This window comes from Methanoregula sp. (genome assembly GCF_049510175.1).
In the GTDB taxonomy this organism is placed as follows: domain Archaea; phylum Halobacteriota; class Methanomicrobia; order Methanomicrobiales; family Methanospirillaceae; genus Methanoregula.
In genome coordinates this window covers 363,044-380,086 of the sequence record NZ_JBEKZF010000001.1, presented here as the reverse complement: position 1 = coordinate 380,086, position 17,043 = coordinate 363,044, and the positions used below count along the sequence as shown (strand labels likewise).

17 protein-coding genes are annotated in these 17,043 nt (G+C 57.2%); 9 read left to right on the top strand and 8 right to left on the bottom strand.

What is annotated here, in order from left to right; translation table 11 throughout:
- The first annotated feature begins 194 nt into the window (after nucleotides 1-194).
- A complete protein-coding gene (locus tag ABSG49_RS01915; protein WP_424024407.1) occupies nucleotides 195-797 on the top strand; it encodes a cupredoxin domain-containing protein in 603 nt (200 codons plus the stop codon).
- Between the two features lie 208 nt (nucleotides 798-1,005).
- Here ABSG49_RS01915 and thsA read toward each other — a convergent pair whose 3' ends face one another.
- A complete protein-coding gene (thsA, locus tag ABSG49_RS01910) occupies nucleotides 1,006-2,661 on the bottom strand; it encodes a thermosome subunit alpha (protein WP_424024406.1) in 1,656 nt (551 codons plus the stop codon).
- Nucleotides 2,662-2,722: 61 nt separating this feature from the next.
- Nucleotides 2,723-3,646 (bottom strand): transcriptional regulator, encoded by a 924-nt coding sequence (locus tag ABSG49_RS01905; protein WP_424024405.1) that lies wholly within the window; start codon nucleotides 3,644-3,646, stop codon nucleotides 2,723-2,725.
- Between the two features lie 42 nt (nucleotides 3,647-3,688).
- Here ABSG49_RS01905 and ABSG49_RS01900 point away from each other — a divergent pair, with 42 nt between their 5' ends.
- Complete coding sequence (locus ABSG49_RS01900; protein WP_424024404.1) at nucleotides 3,689-4,912, top strand: TiaS agmantine-binding domain-containing protein; 1,224 nt, start codon at nucleotides 3,689-3,691, stop codon at nucleotides 4,910-4,912.
- Nucleotides 4,913-5,051: 139 nt separating this feature from the next.
- Complete coding sequence (locus tag ABSG49_RS01895) at nucleotides 5,052-5,501, top strand: hypothetical protein (RefSeq protein ID WP_424024403.1); 450 nt, start codon at nucleotides 5,052-5,054, stop codon at nucleotides 5,499-5,501.
- Nucleotides 5,502-5,737: 236 nt separating this feature from the next.
- Here the strand turns inward: ABSG49_RS01895 and ABSG49_RS01890 are convergent, their stop codons facing one another.
- The gene (locus ABSG49_RS01890) at nucleotides 5,738-8,122 is read right to left on the bottom strand and encodes an Eco57I restriction-modification methylase domain-containing protein (RefSeq protein ID WP_424024402.1); all 2,385 of its coding nucleotides are present in this window, start codon (nucleotides 8,120-8,122) and stop codon (nucleotides 5,738-5,740) included.
- Nucleotides 8,123-8,261: 139 nt separating this feature from the next.
- On the opposite strand from ABSG49_RS01890, the gene ABSG49_RS01885 reads away from it, so the two are divergent.
- The 4 genes from ABSG49_RS01885 to ABSG49_RS01870 all read left to right on the top strand — a co-directional run bounded on the left by ABSG49_RS01885 (nucleotide 8,262) and on the right by ABSG49_RS01870 (nucleotide 11,211).
- On the top strand, nucleotides 8,262-9,197 hold the full coding sequence (locus tag ABSG49_RS01885; protein ID WP_424024401.1) for a deoxyhypusine synthase: 936 nt from the start codon (nucleotides 8,262-8,264) through the stop codon (nucleotides 9,195-9,197).
- Entirely contained in the window at nucleotides 9,194-9,826 is a 633-nt protein-coding gene (pyrF, locus tag ABSG49_RS01880) for an orotidine-5'-phosphate decarboxylase (RefSeq protein WP_424024400.1), read from the top strand. Before ABSG49_RS01885 ends, pyrF begins: the two co-directional genes overlap by 4 nt.
- Before the next feature lie 132 nt (nucleotides 9,827-9,958).
- Complete coding sequence (gene nrdD, locus ABSG49_RS01875) at nucleotides 9,959-10,321, top strand: anaerobic ribonucleoside-triphosphate reductase (RefSeq protein WP_424024399.1); 363 nt, start codon at nucleotides 9,959-9,961, stop codon at nucleotides 10,319-10,321.
- Entirely contained in the window at nucleotides 10,318-11,211 is an 894-nt protein-coding gene (locus tag ABSG49_RS01870; protein ID WP_424024398.1) for an adenosylcobinamide amidohydrolase, read from the top strand. The genes nrdD and ABSG49_RS01870 overlap by 4 nt, the downstream gene beginning before the upstream one ends.
- Before the next feature lie 186 nt (nucleotides 11,212-11,397).
- Here ABSG49_RS01870 and ABSG49_RS01865 read toward each other — a convergent pair whose 3' ends face one another.
- Nucleotides 11,398-11,592: a DUF1858 domain-containing protein gene (locus ABSG49_RS01865; RefSeq protein WP_424024397.1), complete on the bottom strand. Its 195-nt coding sequence runs from the start codon at nucleotides 11,590-11,592 to the stop codon at nucleotides 11,398-11,400.
- Between the two features lie 151 nt (nucleotides 11,593-11,743).
- On the opposite strand from ABSG49_RS01865, the gene ABSG49_RS01860 reads away from it, so the two are divergent.
- On the top strand, nucleotides 11,744-13,000 hold the full coding sequence (locus ABSG49_RS01860; protein WP_424024396.1) for a nucleotide-binding protein: 1,257 nt from the start codon (nucleotides 11,744-11,746) through the stop codon (nucleotides 12,998-13,000).
- Nucleotides 12,997-13,596, top strand: coding sequence for an RPA family protein (locus ABSG49_RS01855; protein ID WP_424024395.1), 600 nt, complete (start codon nucleotides 12,997-12,999; stop codon nucleotides 13,594-13,596). Before ABSG49_RS01860 ends, ABSG49_RS01855 begins: the two co-directional genes overlap by 4 nt.
- Before the next feature lie 43 nt (nucleotides 13,597-13,639).
- Here ABSG49_RS01855 and ABSG49_RS01850 read toward each other — a convergent pair whose 3' ends face one another.
- From ABSG49_RS01850 to ABSG49_RS01835, 4 genes are all read right to left on the bottom strand, one after another.
- Nucleotides 13,640-14,074 carry a hypothetical protein gene (locus ABSG49_RS01850; RefSeq protein WP_424024394.1) on the bottom strand — a complete coding sequence of 145 codons (435 nt, stop codon included), beginning with the start codon at nucleotides 14,072-14,074 and terminating at the stop codon, nucleotides 13,640-13,642.
- A gap of 269 nt (nucleotides 14,075-14,343) precedes the next feature.
- Nucleotides 14,344-15,528 carry a M24 family metallopeptidase gene (locus ABSG49_RS01845; protein WP_424024393.1) on the bottom strand — a complete coding sequence of 395 codons (1,185 nt, stop codon included), beginning with the start codon at nucleotides 15,526-15,528 and terminating at the stop codon, nucleotides 14,344-14,346.
- 100 nt (nucleotides 15,529-15,628) lie between these two features.
- Entirely contained in the window at nucleotides 15,629-16,306 is a 678-nt protein-coding gene (ribB, locus tag ABSG49_RS01840; protein WP_424024392.1) for a 3,4-dihydroxy-2-butanone-4-phosphate synthase, read from the bottom strand.
- On the bottom strand, nucleotides 16,303-16,968 hold the full coding sequence (locus ABSG49_RS01835; RefSeq protein WP_424024391.1) for a DUF120 domain-containing protein: 666 nt from the start codon (nucleotides 16,966-16,968) through the stop codon (nucleotides 16,303-16,305). The genes ribB and ABSG49_RS01835 overlap by 4 nt, the downstream gene beginning before the upstream one ends.
- Between the last annotated feature and the right edge of the window lie 75 nt (nucleotides 16,969-17,043).

Sequence of the window (17,043 nt, the reverse complement as noted above, 5' to 3'; positions counted from 1 at the left end):
TTTTGCCGGTTACCCATAATTTCCCCTTGTCCGGAGCCGGTCCCACTGTCGCTTGTTTTCCTGAAAAATCCTCATGGTGTGTGCGTACATAGGAGGAGATTTTTCCTGCTAAAAGAAAATTCGGGGCTTTTGCAGAAAAAGAAATGCGAAATGGGGAGTAAATTTAATTATCAGATGAAATCAATTTACTGAACATGAAGAAATTTATTGGACTTCTTATTTTGATCATTGTCCTTGTTGCGGTCAGTGGATGTACCCAGCAGGCAAAGACCACCCCGGCGACTACTGCCCTGCCTACGGCACTTGAAACCGTCGTTGCCACACCGGTTGAGACAAACGCTGCCCCGACAACCGAGGCCACTGCAGAGATCACACCAGCCGAAACGGGTGTTGTCGCAAATGTAACTGCCCCTGAAGAAAATGTCACGGTACCTGCGACAACCCAGACCGTTGTCCCGACTTTGACCTTTTCCACGGTTACTGCCGTCCATATCGCGAACAACACGTTCAGCCCTGCGACCATCCAGGTCCTCCCGGGAACCAGGATTACCTGGATCAATGATGACACAACCGTCCACTCCGTCAAGACGATCGGAGATTACGCGGGCAAGTTCAATTCCGGCGACATCGCATCCGGTGGCCAATGGGGGTATGATTTTGGTGATGCCGAGGGGACATTCCAATATGCGGATGGGTACAACCCGAACGTTACTGGTGCGATAATTATCAAAAAGGGTGTGACGTTGTATGGTCAGATACCAGTTGCAACGTATATGACGAGTAATGCAACATGGTAATGTAACCCATTTTTTTATCCTGCCCTTTATCCACACGAATCCACCACCGGGACCGGAACTATTGCGAGGCCAGGTATCCGGATACCCCGGTCCGAGCGATGACTTTTTAATTGTAACGAGAGACGTACCGATGGCTAAATCGTGTGTAAATTGTATATAAATAGAAATTTGAAAAAACCAGAAAAAATTTTAGAGAGAAAAATTGAGGTTAGAAGTCGCCGCCCATGCCGGGGGGCATACCGCCCATGCCACCCATGCCTCCGGGAGGCATGCCGCCTTCTGGTGACGGGCTCTTGGAGGAGGCGATGACATCGTCAATGCGCAGGATCATGACGGCTGCTTCTGCGGCAGAGGAGATTGCCTGGGTCTTGACGCGGAGGGGCTCAACGACACCTGCTGCCTTCATGTCGACTGCCTTGCCTTCGAACACGTTGAGGCCATAGGTCTTCTTTCCCTTCTCGTGGGCTGCACGGATCTCGACAAGCATGTCGATGGGGTCAAGACCTGCATTCTCTGCAAGAGTACGGGGGATGACCTCGAGTGCGTCTGCAAATGCATTGATGGCGAGCTGTGCCCGGCCACCAACGGTTGCTGCATATTCGCGGAGACGGAGCGAGAGCTCGGTCTCGATTGCACCGCCGCCGGCGACTACCTTCTTGTCCTCGACAACGACACCGACGACACGGAGTGCGTCGTGGATGGCACGCTCAAGTTCGTCAACTACGTGCTCAGTGCCGCCCTTGATAATGATTGAGACTGCTTTCGGGTTCTTGCACTGCTCGACAAAGGTCATCTCTTCGCCGCTGACCTTGCGTTCCTCGACGAGCCCGGCCTTTCCGAGCTCTTCCTTGCCGATCGCGTCGATCGAGGAGACGAGGCTTGCACCGGTTGCCCGGGCGAGTTTCTCCATATCGCTCTTCTTGACACGGCGGGTTGCAAAGATTCCTGCCTTCGCCAGGTAGTGCTGTGCGATATCGTCAATACCCTTCTGGCAGAAGAGGACGTTTGCACCGCTCTTGACGATCTTGTCAACGATGCCCTTGACCATGCGCTCTTCCTCATCGAGGAATGCCTGGAGCTGGTCGGGAGAGGTGATGTTGATCTCGGCGTCGACTTCGGTCTTCTTGAACTCGACCGCTGCGTTCAGGAGCAGGATCTTTGCATTGACAACCTTCTTGGGCATCGAGGGGTGGACCCGTTCCTTGTCGATGAGTACGCCCTCAACGATCTCGGAGTCCTCGATCGAGCCGCCGGTCTTCTTCTCAACCTTGATGTTCTCGATGTCGACTTTTCCGTCGTCATCAGTAACCATCATAACGGCACGGACAACGAGATCACAGAGCTTGTCCTTGCTGGCCTCTGCACCCTTGCCGGTCATCGCAGTGCCTGCAATGTTCTTCAGGAGCGCCTTGTCCGTTGACTTGACATCAAAGGCGAGGTCTTTCAAGAGTGCCTGCGCCTTCTCGGCAGCCTGGCGATAGCCGGCTGCGATAATGGTCGGGTGGACATCCTGCTCGAGAAGGTCCTCTGCCTTCTTTAAAAGTTCCCCGGCAATGACGACTGCGGTGGTAGTCCCATCGCCGACTTCATCATCCTGGGTCTTGGCGACCTCGACCATCATCTTTGCGGCCGGGTGCTCGATGTCCATTTCCTTTAAGATCGTGACACCATCATTTGTGATCACTACGTCGCCGATGGTGTCGACGAGCATCTTGTCCATGCCTTTGGGACCGAGTGTGGTCCTGACTGCACTTGCCACTGCCTTTGCGGCGGTGATGTTCATACCCTGGGCATCGCGGCCGCGGGTACGGGTGCTGCCTTCTTTGAGAATAAGTATCTGTTGTCCTCCAAGTTGCTGTGACATAAAAATCACCACTTTTAGCACTAAAATTGGTCTGCGGTTCTATATAAACATTCTTGAAAAACTACTCGCCGAGCAGGTCGAGCAGTTCAAAACCGTCTTCGATTTTATGGAGGCGCTGCTCGCTGATCACGAGGGTCCTGCCGATCTTCTTCTCCTTTGCCGAATCGGTGATGATGCACATCGCGTGCTTTTTCGCGATCTGCGAGAGATTGCCAATGAGAGCTGCCCGCTTCACGACTTTCTGCGCCGGGCCGTAGCCCGTCAGGATCGTGTGCCTGTCAAAGGTGAGGAGGGCCTGGAACGGGGCGCCGTGGAGCGTGTGGAGCCGGACGCCGATCTGCTCCAGGAACTCCATCGGGCTCTGGATGTACGAGCCGGACTTCTCTTCGGTCTCCATCGCCTTCGGCTTCTCGTGCCGGATGAGGTCGATGGATTCAACCACACCGGTATTGAAGAACTCCTCGATCCGGATCGCGACATCGAGTGTCGTGCCCATACCGCTCTCGTACTTGCTGATTGTGCGCCGCGAGACCCCGAGCACGTTCCCGAGATCCCCCAGCGACATATTGCGCTTTTCGCGGAGATCCTTAAGTGCGTCGCCATTGATGTTGACGTACAGCCCGCCGGGTGATGCGTACACGAGCGGCGGGATCTTCTCGACAAAATAGTCATAAAGGGTCGAAGGGCTGACCGCGTAGATGCCGTACCGGACATAGACCGCCCCGCGCTCCAGTTCCGCCTCCCTGGCCCGCTCACCGACAATCAGCGGGATGCCTCCCAGCAGGCGCGAGATCAGCTCGAGGTCGAAGGCCACCTCCTCGCTCACCGAGTCGATGTGGGATACCACCTTGATCACGAGCAGCGTCCCGTCGTTCCGTGCAATGAGGTCGAAACTCCGTGGGCGGAGGGTGAACCTCTCGGAGACATCGAAACCTGCCGTGATCATAACGCTGGTGACCAGCTGGAGCTGGAGGTCCTGGGACATGTGGATACAAATGGATGAGCGCTCCCATATATTAATATAGACATGCTGATCGGCATTGATGACACGGACTCGCCGCAGGGAATGTGCACAACCTACCTCGGGGCCGTGCTCGCCCGCCGGCTGATCCGGGAGCACATGCGGGTGCGCGAGGCCCGGCTCGTCCGGCTCAACCCGAATGTCACCTTCAAGACCCGGGGCAATGCAGCGATCATGCTCGATGCGGAGGGCGACCCGGACCGTGCGTTTGCGATCGCGTGTGCACTCGTGGAAGAGCGTGCGGACTTTTCCTGCGACAACACGAACCCCGGCGTGGCAGTTGTGGAAAAGCGGCCGGATCGGGCTTTTTATGAAAAAGCGGTGAAGGACTTCTGTGAGATCGATGAGGCTGTCGCCATTCTCGATGGAGCCGGTGCCTGGTACAAGGGCTGGAAGAACCGGCGCGGGCTGATCGGGGCAACAGCTGCGGTGGCAAGCGTCCTCGCGGACCGGACCTCCGAGATCCTCGTGTACCGTGAACCTCAACGGTTCGGAACGCCCCGCTCGGTGGACCGGGCGAGCCTGTTTGCCGCTGAGGCTGCAACCTTCCCGCACACGTGGGACACGGTAGATATCACAAACGATGTCGTAGTCTGCGTCCCGCACACGCCCGACCCGGTGCTCTTCGGTATCAGGGGCGAGAGCCCGCACTGGGTAATGACGGCCCGCAGGATGATCCGGTCCGAACCACCGGCGCTCGAACAGATCTGGGTCACCAACCAGGGAACGGATGCCCACCTGGTTGACGGGAAGATCGGGGCATTGCGCGAGGGGCTCTCGTACCGGGTCCGCGGGACCGTTGCGGAAGTGCCGAAGACCGGCACGGGTGGTCACATCTCGTTCATGATCCGCGATGGCGATCCTGCCGTCCGGTGCATGGCTTACGAGCCCACGAAAAATTTCCGGGAGATTGTCCGCCAGCTCGTGCCGGGCGATGCGGTGATCGTATGCGGGAGCTACAAGAAAGGGAGCATTAACTTAGAGAAGATGAAGATTGTCTCGCTTGGAAAGGCAGAAACGGTCCGCCCGCCGCTCTGCATATCTTGCAGCAAGCGGATGACAAGCGACGGGAAGGGCAAGGGATGGAAGTGCAAAAAGTGCGGGGCCCGGGCGGATGCACCGGACGTGCAGGAGAGTTCCCGCACGCTGGAGACGGGATGGTACGAAGTACCGCCGACCGCGAGACGGCATCTGGCTAAGCCGTTGTGCCGGGGCGAGCCGGAGCTCTAGTTTTTCATGACGACAGTACGGCCATCACGGTTCTGTATGCGGAACCTTCACAACGAGAAAGCATATGAGCTTTTCATTCATTCTTTTAGAGAAATATAATCGCACGAATTTTTTCCGCGGCTGAACGGAGTGAACGGAGATGCGGGGGAAACCTGCACCAAACCTGAAGGATGAGATACAGAAACTGGCACATCGTATGGGGTACTACTGGGCGGAGAATTCCGATCCATCCGTACCGTTCAACGGGTTCATGTACCGCGTACCTGTCATGATCGCGGTGAAGGCAATAAAAATTCGGTACAGTCCGGGTGAGGACTGTATTATTGAGAAGAAGTTCCCGGACGACATCGCGGAGATCCGTACGCTTCCCCTCCCGCCCTGGGTCATCCGCGAGTTCTGGGTACGGACGCAGAACGAACGGGCGTACCGGCGGTTCTATATCCTGCCCCACACCACCGCGGAGATCGAGGAGAACACGGCAGAAAACTACCGGAACTCCCACTACCGGGAAGCGTACTGGAAGAAGGCACCATACAGTATCGACATACCCCTCCATAAGGATGGGGAGAAGAGGGATGAAGTCAAATAAGCCTGAAAAACGCTCTTTTTACCAAAAGGACGAAGGCCGTTTCCGGCTGGAGTGGAAGTTATGTCAACGCCCGTAGAAAATCCTGCGTATCGGACGATTTTACTAAAAACAACGGTGAAGTGGTCTTTTTGAACCTGCAAAATAGCGGGGCTGCCGCACCCCCTTTTTTCGGACATAGTTCAGGAGGTCTGAAAAAAGAGGCTGTCCGGAGGGCAATATGACCGTTTTGGAGGGGGTCAGGACTGAAGTTTCTTCGTCGTGGATGATTCTACTACCTCAATTTCCTCCGGTGTCAGCCCGTAGAGCTCGTACACCAGCGCATCGATCTGGACGTCCGTTGCATCGATATCCTGCTGCACGAGCCGGCGCTCCTGATCGGTCTTCGCCTGCGGGAGGTAGCGGTTCAATTCTAAAATGTTCGAGACGAGCGAGACTATCCTGTCGTGCCGGGTCTTATCCGCGAGCTTATCGAAGTCGGGGACGTAGATGGGGATCTTGCCGACAGCTGCCGGGCTGATATGATACCCGCGGTCAGTAAGCGAACACGTGCGGGTGATAACGAACCTGCCAAGCGAAGAGTTCAGAATCCCTGCAAGGAACGGATCATTTCGGGGAATCGCAAGGAGTGTATTCGCGATCGCATAGGTTCCCATCGGATCAAAGCAGAATGCCGGGCTGTGCTGATAGAGCGAGAAGATAATTTTTGGAATGCCCTCTTCTGATCTTGAATTGATCGCGAAAACGCTCAAGGCTGGATCCGGATTCTTATTACTCTCAATAAATCCGGGTTCCTTGTCGTGTTCTCTGATAGCTTTTTCAAAGTACGTGACTAATGCCCGGCACTTCCGGAAATTCCGGCTGCCTTTTATCGAAAGCACAAACCGTTCCGGATGCTCCGGCACGTATCGCCGGATATCAACCGGGCGCAGCAACGGGACAAAAAAGTGCCGGCACCACCACACTTTCTTCGTCAACCGGTTTTTCGTTGCCTGGTCCACAACCAGCGGATTATTCCTCGTCCGGCACATTCCCGCACCGATCTCTCCCATAACATACTGTTCAAGCGGGGTCCCGGCCATCTGTATTTTTTCAAGAATATCTGCCGTACGGGTGTCATCCAGTTTCCATCCCCCATCATCAAACGAGCGCTGGTCGAGCGTGAAATCATGTGCACCGGAAAAGATACCCTGCCGGGATCTGGCACTATTCCCATCCGGTGAGACAATAAACGGCCGGTCGGGAGGCTGGTTTTGGAGAGTGAGGGCATACATCAGCGCATCGCCTTCCGGTAAAAGACGGGTCCGGCCGGTAGTGGTTATCGCAACGATTTGGCGGGAGAGGATGAGGCGCCGGAGCGGCCGGGTGTGCTGGGATCGCAGGAACGTGCCGGGAACAAGAACCGTGATTATCCCGCCTGGCTTCAGAAGCGAAAGCCCCCTCTCGATGAAGTACCCATACAGGCCGGCCGATGGTGCATAGACATCATAGTGTGTCTGGAAGTACTCCTCCCGGGCCTGAATGACAAACGGCCGGTATGGCGGGGGTGCACCGATCACGGCATCAAACCCGCCCTCCGCAACAATTTTTTGAAATGTTTCCTGCCAGTTGAACGGGTTTACCTTCCGGCGTTCTTCCGCATTGAACGGGTACTCCGGTTTTCCGGAGAAATAATCCGGCGCGATCAGCGCGTTGCCGCACCTGATGGTCTTTATCAGGCACGAACAGACATTGCGTATCTGACCGGGCGATACAACCCCGGCACCTGAACGCCTGCTCTCTTCAATGAACGCAAACAACAGGACTGTCCGTGCTGCACTTACGGATTCCGGATCGATGTCTGTGCCAAAAACCGATGTGCCTGCCAGATCCTGCAGAACCGTCTGTATTTCTTCCGAATGATCGAGGGGCCGGGTTTTTTTGCGGACAAGGAACCGGTATGCCGCAAGCAGGAAGAGCCCGGAGCCGCATGCCGGGTCGAGGATCCGGTGTACCGTCTTTCCACTCATTGCGGACCTGTCGGTTATTCCGCCAATTGCTTCACTCACCAGCTTCTCAACGACGATCTGCGGAGGGACATCCACAGCCCCGGTGTAGAGCAGTGCGGATTTGCCGACACGGTTCACGCGACAGCCTTCCGCTGCCTGCATTCTTGTCCCAAGGAACTGTTCAAGAACGGCAACAAGTTCTTCCAGAGGGAGACTGGAGGAGGGCACAGGAACGTCCGGCTGGACCAGCTTCTGGATGATCTCGCGAAGGGGATCATCGGGAAGCCCGGGAAAAGTACGGGTACCTTCCGGCCCTTTTTCAAAGAATTGTTCCGGGCTGAACCCGGCATCCGAGCATGCCCGCACCATACGTTGTGCAATCCTGTCACATCCCGCAAGGGCAGTGAGCGTGCCGGGTTCAACAAATCCGTATTCCTGGCCGGTTTTGAGAAAAAGGATCTGGAGGATCGATGAGACGGCGGTGTAATTCAGGTCCGGATCGGTAACCGTGTGATGTTCCTGGACAAGCCGGCGGGCGAGGAGATCCCTCGCGGACTCAAGGCAGGTGAGAAGGACATTCCCCATGTCGGACGGGGACATTGACTCGCTGTTGTCGGATCCAATCGATTCCCGCATTGAGATAATAATTGATCCTTATGCCGATATCTTTGTCGCGTTTAATATCCAGATGAGTAATTCCTTAATAAATCGGACGGTTCTGAAACATCCTTATCACTTTCAGAATCCAATAGATCCGCAACAACCGGGGAGAATCATGACACATCCATGCGATGAGCCGGTCACCCAGCTCCATGTGAAACCGGGCATGACGGTGAACGAACTGGTGGACGCGATGGGGAAAGCCGGCGCATACAACGGCGGGGCGCTGCACCGTGCAGCGAATATCTACGAACAGATGCTCCTTGACCAGGAGACCACGAAGTTCTTCGGGCTTGCCGGCGCAATGGTACCGGCAGGCATGGGGGGGATCGTCTCCGATCTCATAAAGGGCGGGCACATCGATGTGCTCGTCTCGACCGGCGCCAACCTCACGCACGATATCATCGAGGCGATCGGGTGCCACCATTTCCACGGCACCGCGTTCTGCGATGATATCGAGCTCCGGCAGGATGAGATCAACCGGATCTATGATGTCTACCTGCCCAACGAGGCCTTCGAGCACTTCGAGGAGTTCATGCAGGGGGTGTTCGGGGAGCTCGAACCCGGAAGCTCCATCTCCATTTCCGGGCTCCTTGCCCATATCGGGAACCACACGAAGTCCGGCATCCTCCATACGGCCGCACGGAAGAAGATCCCCGTGTACAACCCCGCGGTGCAGGACTCAATGATCGGCCTCCAGTACTGGCTCTTCTCCCAGACGAACAAGGTAACCGTGGACGCGTTCGCCGACATGCCGGCCCTCATGGACCTCTGCTTCTCGGCGAAGAAGGCCGGGGCGCTGCTTGTCGGGGGCGGCGTGCCCAAGAACTTTATTCTCCAGAGCATGCTGATGACCCCCAACGGGTTCAGCTACGCGGTGCAGCTGACCGGCGACCGGCCGGACCTCGGCGGGCTCTCGGGAGCAACGCTGGACGAGGCGCGGTCGTGGGGCAAGATCACGGAAGAGGCGCAGGCCGTGACGGTCTACGGGGATGCGACGATCACCCTCCCCGTGCTGGTCGCAGCGGTCATGGAGCGGATGGGCCGATGACAGAACTGATCCTCGCGCTGGACGTAACAGAGAAGAAGAAGGCGCTCGCCATCGCCGAGGCCTGTGCCCCGTACCTCGATGCGATCAAGCTCGGCTACCCGCTCATCCTCTCCGGCGGCCTTTCGATCACCGGAGATCTGGAAGAGTTTGACCGGCCCCTCATCGCGGACTTCAAGCTGGCCGACATCCCGAACACGAACCGGCTGATCGCCGAGCAGGTCTTCGATGCCGGTTTCTCCTCGGTCATCTGCCACGGTTTTACCGGGAAGGACGCGGTGCAGGCCTGCGTGGACGTAGCCGCCGATTACGGGGGCGCATGTTTCGTAGTGGCGGAGATGAGCCACCCGGGGGCAACAGCATTCTTCCACGGCGGGACCGCGGAGAAGATCGCACGGCTCGCCATGGAGTGCGGGGCCGACGGGATCATCGCCCCCGCCACGCGCCCGGAACGGCTGTCAGTGCTGCGCGGGATCGTGGGCAACCGCAAGATCCTTTCACCGGGTGTCGGGGCACAGGGCGGGGATGTGGAGACCGTCGCGAAGCTCGTGGACGGGATTATTGTCGGACGGGCAATTTATGAGGCAAAGGACCCGGTTACCGCGATAAAGGCTTTTTCTGCTGTCCGGTAAGGCGTATAGATTTATTAACAACTTCCAAATTCTGACCAGATCCGCATATGCGCGCTTTTTAAACCATGAATCACGCATTGGCTGAACCTGCAGGTTCTAAAAATTTATTAAGGACTTGTGCGATGTTATAGTATGGAATGGACCGCAGAACAACGGAAATTGGCAGAGCAATACAAGACCTTATCCGATATTCCTGAAAAAGAGCGTAAATACAAGTGCCACACCTGCCACCTCATTGTCGAGGAAAAACCCTGTCCGAACTGCGGCGAGACACACCTCGAGCTGATGTGCCCCCTTGACCACTGCCACTGCAGCCACGAGATCATCTCGGGTATTGAGTACTGCCCGCTCTGCGGCCAGGCGGTCTGCCCCGAATGCGGCTCCCATGACGTCACCCAGATCAGCAGGGTCACGGGATACCTGCAGGACGTCTCCGGCTGGAATGCCGGTAAGCAGCAGGAACTCAAGGACCGCACGCGCTATTCGGTTGCATGAGATATTACCTGGAGAACAATACTCTTTTCATCCGCGGATCGTTCCGCGCTGCCAGTACCGGGACCTCCGGGGGCATCCGCTCGGTCACAACCCTCCTCAATCACACGGTGCCCGCTGACGGGGATCTGGAAGACCCGGAAAAGGAGATCGAGATCGTGGCAGCCGGTGCCGGCATCGGTCCCGATCTGTTCGGGCTCCTGACTGCGGTGCCGATACACCAGGCCTGCGTGCTCCAGTATGATTTTATCACCGTCTTCATCACCGCAGGCATCCGGCGTGAACCCCCGGCAACGGCAGGGACCATCAACATCATTGTCTGCAGCAGCGAAGGCATGGAGGACGCGGCACTGCTCGAAACGATCATGGTCGCGACCGAGGCAAAGGCCGAGGCGTTGATCGGTCTTGACCTCCCGGCCACCGGCACGCCAACGGACGCCGTGATGGCAGCCTGCGAGAGTGAAGTGGAACACCGCTCTGCCGGCCGCATGAGCGATATCGGGCAGCGGGTCAGAGAGGCTGTGCTCCATGGCATACCGGAAGCGCTGAAGCGTCATGATGCGAATGTCCGGTCGGAACACCTGGCATTCTTCATCTTCAGCCGGTTCCAGGGAGGTCACTGGGTCGAGTGGAAACCCGGCGCGGAGTGCCCCTATTATCCCTGCCATTTCAAAGGGCAGGCCTGCGATTTCTGCTACTGCCCGTTCTATCCCTGCCAAGACGAGAGCCTCGGGCAGTGGGTAGAGAGCTCAAACGGGGGAAGGGTCTGGAACTGTGCTTCCTGTACGCTCCTGCACGAGCCGGAGATCGCGGACTATTACAATACCTTTCCCAACGCATCGCGGGAAGAGCTCATGCGGCTTTACGAAAAGAAAAAAGGACGAGAACAATAACGTCCGTGCAGGGACGTCGGGTGCGGTTTCCTGTTCACAAGTTCAGCGTCCGCACCTGTACTGCACGAAATGGATGCCAATATCCTGATACCGGGAGCACCTCCAACGGGAGTCCCGCATTAAAAAGTGTAGTTATTCCTTGAGCCTCGTGCAGTCATTGCTGCGCGATGAGAAGAGTGATATCAATCACTCTTTGATTCCGAGGGCTGCAACGAGCTCTGCAAGCGGGATGCCATGAGCTTCGGCTGCTTCACGGATCGTCTCGCCGCGGGCAATCGCACACCCGACACATCCCATGCCGAACTTGAAGAGCGCTTCGGTTGCCTCGGGTTTTGCCTTGAGGAGATCGTAGATGGTGCTGTCAGCAGTGATTTCAGTCATAGTATTTCTAAGTCAGCTTTGGGGTCAGATAAACCTCACCATAGTGGCTGTGCCGGGGAATGTACCAAAATGCAAAGCAACACTTTCACTACACATGCTGATACACTTATACTGTAAAGAAATTGGGATTTATAGTTGGAGATGTATGAAAATGGATTTTTCTGAAGCAGCAAACAGAATCTCCCGAAAATTTGCAAAAGGCGGACAGACCCCCGATGTGAAAAAGATCGAGGGCAAGCTCCGCAGGCTCGTGGATGAATTCGGTGTCCAGCCGTCCGAAGCGGAACGCAGCGTGACCAATGAACTCGCAAAGGAGTTCAACCTTCCCGCACCGGGTTCCGGTGGCAGTGCCGGTGGCGGGGGAAAAGGCGGCGGTACAGAGGAGAAGAAGATCGCAGACGGTGTGCCCGGAGAATGGGTGACCATCGAGGGCAAGATCGTCGCATTATCGAACCCTCCCTCCCCGTCCATTGCGCAGAGCGGCGTTATCGCCGACGATTCCGGCGCGATGCGGTTCGTGGTCTGGGCAAAATCGAATGCCCCTGCGATGGCCGAAGGGTCATGGTACCGGATCGAATCGGCAGTGGTGGACGAGTTCAAGGGAGTTGCCAACCTGAAGATCCATTCGGGGACCACGATCAAGGAGATCAGCGAGGATCGTTCACTCATCCCCTCCCCGGTACCGATCAAGGATCTTCACCCTGGCATCGACAGTGTCCGGGCAAAGTTTATCCAGGAGTGGGACGCCTCGCACGAGCGTATGCTCCAGTCCGGCCTGCTGGGGGACGAGACCGGCACGATCAAGTTCGTTATATGGAAAGAACCCGGCAAGGAAAAACTCGTGCCCGGTGCAGTATACAATCTCTTCTATGCACAGGTTGACGAGTTCAACGGCCGGCTCTCCCTGAACCTGAACACGGCAACGATCCTGCAGGAAGAGGGTGAGATCGAGGTCAGCGGCGGCGAGGTGGCCGTGACCGGCGCTATTGTCCACATCGCACCGGGCTCCGGCATCATCAAGCGCTGTCCGGTGGAGGGCTGCAACCGGGCCCTCTCGCGCCAGAACTACTGCCCGGTCCACGAGATCCAGCCGAAATTTATCTACGACCTGCGGATCAAGGGCTGGCTTGACGATGGGGAAAAGACCCACAACATCCTGATCCAGCGCGATGTGGTGGAGTCGCTGACCGGGATCTCTCTTGCCCAGGCACAGGAGATCGCGGAGAACAACCCGCTCGGCATGGACGAAGTCTTCCTCCAGATGCGGGACACGGTACTCGGCCGGTACATCACCTGCCATGGCCGCGAGATCGACAACCGCCTCCTTGTAAACAAGTGCGACAAGGTGGTGTTCAACTCAGGTGACCATACGGCCCTGCTGAACCGCGCCGGGGGTGCACCGTCATGAGCACAAATACAAAGGATATGGGACGCAGGGAAGGCGCCTTCGAGCGCGAACCCGCACGCCGGGTCTTTGCCGCGGAACTGCGGGAGTGCCGGTACCAGTTCAAGGATGGCGAAGATGAGAAGAGCCCGACATTTGTCCTGCTGCCGAGCGGCGAGCGTTCGAACCGGATCTTCCTTGTCGGCACCCTGACCGAGAAGACGAGGCAGGGTGAACAGAATATCTTCTACCGAGGCCGCGTGGTCGATCCCACGGGCACGTTCTTTATCATGGCCGGCAGTTACCAGCCCGAGGCAATGCAGCAGCTGGCAAAGATCGAGACCCCCGCGTTCGTCGCAGTGATCGGGAAGCCCAACCTGTACCAGAAGCCGGACGGTTCGTACCTTGCCTCAGTCCGTGTCGAGTCGATCACGGTGGTCGACAAGGACACCCGCGACCTCTGGGTGCTGGATGCAGCGAAACATACGATGGACCGGGTCGACGCATATACAAAAGAGCCGACACCGGATATCCTGAAGGCAAAGGAGCAGTATCCTACGATCGATCCCTCGCTGTTCCGGAAGATCGCTTACGATGCGTTGGCGCAGATCAAGATATAATTTTTTTCATTTTTCAGTAATTTGCGTATTTAAAAAAGAAAATTCACAGTGCCACATTCTGGTATACGACCCTTTCTGCCCCATTGGCAAATTTCGCCACTACAATCACGTTATTGAGACCGGAGGTGCCGGTGAAGGTCTGGCTCGAACCCGTGCTGGTACCGAGCGTCCCTTTTGGGGCGCCGTTGACAGATACCGTCAGTTCTGTAACATCCCCCGCACCACAGGTGCTGGTCATGACCTGAACTCGGATTGAGGAGGGCGGCACTTTCGTGCCGGTAACTGCGATGATACAGCTCGGCTCTGCCGGGGCAGATGCTACTGCGGTCGTTGGCGGGATGGTAATCTTTGTTTCCGGGATGGTCACCGGTTGCGGGGAGGGACTTATAAGGAGAAACGCGGCAACGAGGATCACGACAACGATGATGCCGGCGATGATGAGCCAGGGGGTAAGAGAGCTCTTCTCCTTCAAAACCATCCGACACGTCGGGCAGACAGTACGACTGGATTCTATAGATGCACCACAGTTCGGACAGGTTTTCTTCACCATGTATTCAGATTGTTTTATTTCATGAGGCATATATGTTGTTAAATTAATGTCTGGGCTGCTGCATGAAGAGCGGGGCCGGGTTACGCTCGCCAGCACTTCACTCCCGTTGATAAAGATGAACCCGTGCCGGCTGGCATAGAGCTTTGCAACCACCTTCGGCAGAGTATTGCCGGACCCGGTTAGTACGACCGTGACCGTCAGTATACCTCAACGAGTCCCTTGCTTTTCCCGGTGATCGACCGGCCACCCTGCGGTGTCACGACAAAGGTGTTCTCAATACCAACAAGCCCGACATCCGGTATGCCTTTCTTGGGTTCGAGGGCAAAGACCATTCCCTCCTGCAGGGGCTCATCGAACCCCTGCGCGATGACCGGCGTCTCATCGATCCAGAGCCCGATCCCGTGGCCAAGGAACTTTACCTTGTGCTTCCCGAATCCCATGAAGTTGGTTAAGAATGCCGGTTCAAGCCCTGCCATGACGTCCGTGTAAATCTCTGACGGGATGGCCCCCGGTTTCAGGAGCGCTGCAAGCTGATCCTGTATCGCTACGCACCGCTCATGCTCCCGTATCGCCTCGTCCGGGATGGGTTTGCCGAACATGTACGACAGGGTCTTGTCGGTCTGGTATCCTTTGTACCCGCACCCGGTGTCGATGACGACAAGATCACCTTTTTTGAGCACCCGTTCCCTGCTGCCCATCTGCGGGACCGAGGGGTGCATACCGGAGACGCCCCCGGGAGTGTCGACACAGATCGGGCAGATGGAACTCGTGCCAAACCCTATCTGGCCAAGCAGCATCTCGTTGAACCCACCGAACCGGATAATTCCCTGGTGACCTTCCTTCACCATCAGCGAGTACAGCTCGCAGCCAAAGGTGACTTCATCGATCCCCTCCGCAAGCATGCCGGGCACGCAGTCCTCAAGCACGTGCCGGTGGATCTTCCCGGCATGCTCCATAAGCGAGAGCTCGTACCGGCTCTTGACTGCCCGGACCGCGGCAACCTGCTCATCAACCGGTTTTATCGTAGTGAAGGGCAGGTGCTTCTGCATCCGCTGGAGCTGGGCGATCTGCATCAGGTCTGTTTCGAGATAGACCGTGGACGGGAGACTGCCCATGCCCATCGCAACGTCACGGTAGCTCTTCATCTTCCGGAGGTTCGGGAAGAGCGACTCGCCGACTGCCCGCTCATAACTCTGCCGGATCCAGAAGACGGCATCGCCATCCTGCGGGATGAGCAGGAGGCCGTCCTGCATAGTGCCCGTGAAGTAGTAGAGAGGGATCTTTCCCGTGATGGCTGCAAGCTTCCAGCCGGGCTGCGCCTTGTCCATCCGGGCACGGAAGCGTTTCATCCGATCGTCGAGTTCCTTAAGCGGGACTTTCATGCTGATAAAAAATTGGTGCTGAAGGAATAATAAGACTGATGATTTCTGCCGGGAAAAAGGACCTGTCCCCTCTGTCGGGGACAGGTAAAAACAGTGGGGATCAGCGGGAGGATCGTTCCTGCTCCCACCGCTCCAGCACTTCGCTCCCTTCGATAAAGACGAGCTTGTGTTTGCGGGCGTAGAGCTTGGCATCCTCTTTTGAAAGGGCATAGCCGGACTCGTCATCCAGCATCTCGCAGATCGTGACCGATGGGGTGATGCCGGCCATCTGGGCCATCGCGATCGAGAGCTCGGTCTGGCCTTTCCGGACATCGAGGAGCCCGTCCGCGGCCCGGAGGAGGGCCATGTGGCCGGGTGTCCGGAACGTCTCGTGGAAGTTCACGCCGCCACCGTTGAGAGCACGCTTCACCTGCTCGGCGATCGCGTTCACGGTCAGGGCCCGGTCCCGGTCGGTGATGCCGGTGAAGGTGTTCCGGTGGTTCACCCAGAGCGAGAACGAGGAGTGGTTCTTCCGGTCGTACGGGATGTCGCCTTCCCGCTCGGCCACCGCGATCCCCCTCAGAGCGTCGCTTGCAAACGGCAGACCGAGGCGCTGGGCAGCAACCGGGTGGACGGCCGTGCAGATCAGGCCGCCGCCGTCCTTACGCATCCGGACAATATCCTTTGGGGTGACCACATCGGACCGGATCGCAAAGTCGGTCTCACCCTCGCGGTCGTCGAAATCGTAGAGAAGGATAAACTTCCCGTCCCGGAGGGCCGCAAGGGCATCATCGATCATTGCCCCACCTCGACGTTGACGCTGTCGTTGTCCTCCACGCCGAGCTTCCTGCGGAGGGCGATGGGCGCAATCACTTCAACAAGGTCGTCGGGGTAGTGTGTCCGGCCGGGCACCACGATGCCGCACTTGATCGTCCCGATCCGGCACGGGATGCACCGGGCGTCGCCGAAGGTCCTGCCGTCCGTGGAGAAGCCCTTGATCCGGGTCCAGTCGAGCGCATCGATCTTCTTCCTGACCGTCATGCTCGAAGGCGCGAGCCGGATGTTGAGCGTGCCCGGGTACGGCTCGAACCCGAGGCAGGCGGAGAACTGCTCCTTATATGGCCCGAGGCTCATGTAATATTTGCCTTCGCCGATCCCGCTGACCACGGCACCATTCAGGAGGTAGGTCTTGCCGCCTTCAGAAAAAATCCGGCAGTATTCCTGGTATTCCTTCCGCAGCACCTCCTCGCCGGATTTGGTCACGGTCACGTGCTGGCCGTCCGCGGTCATCGTCCGCGTGATGAGCCCTGCCGTTTCAAGTCCCTTGAGCCTGCGCGATGCGGTCTGCTGGCTGATCGCGAGCATCTCACCGATGCTCTGGGTCGAGACAAAGATGGGGCCGCGACACCCCCCCCGCACCGCGATCGCCTTGAGACACTGGAGATCTTCCGCTGGTATCATGCTTATCAAAATTGAGATGCTTATTATTTATGGGTTGCTCTCCGTGCAAGCTCCCGTCGTGGTTCGTTTTATGTC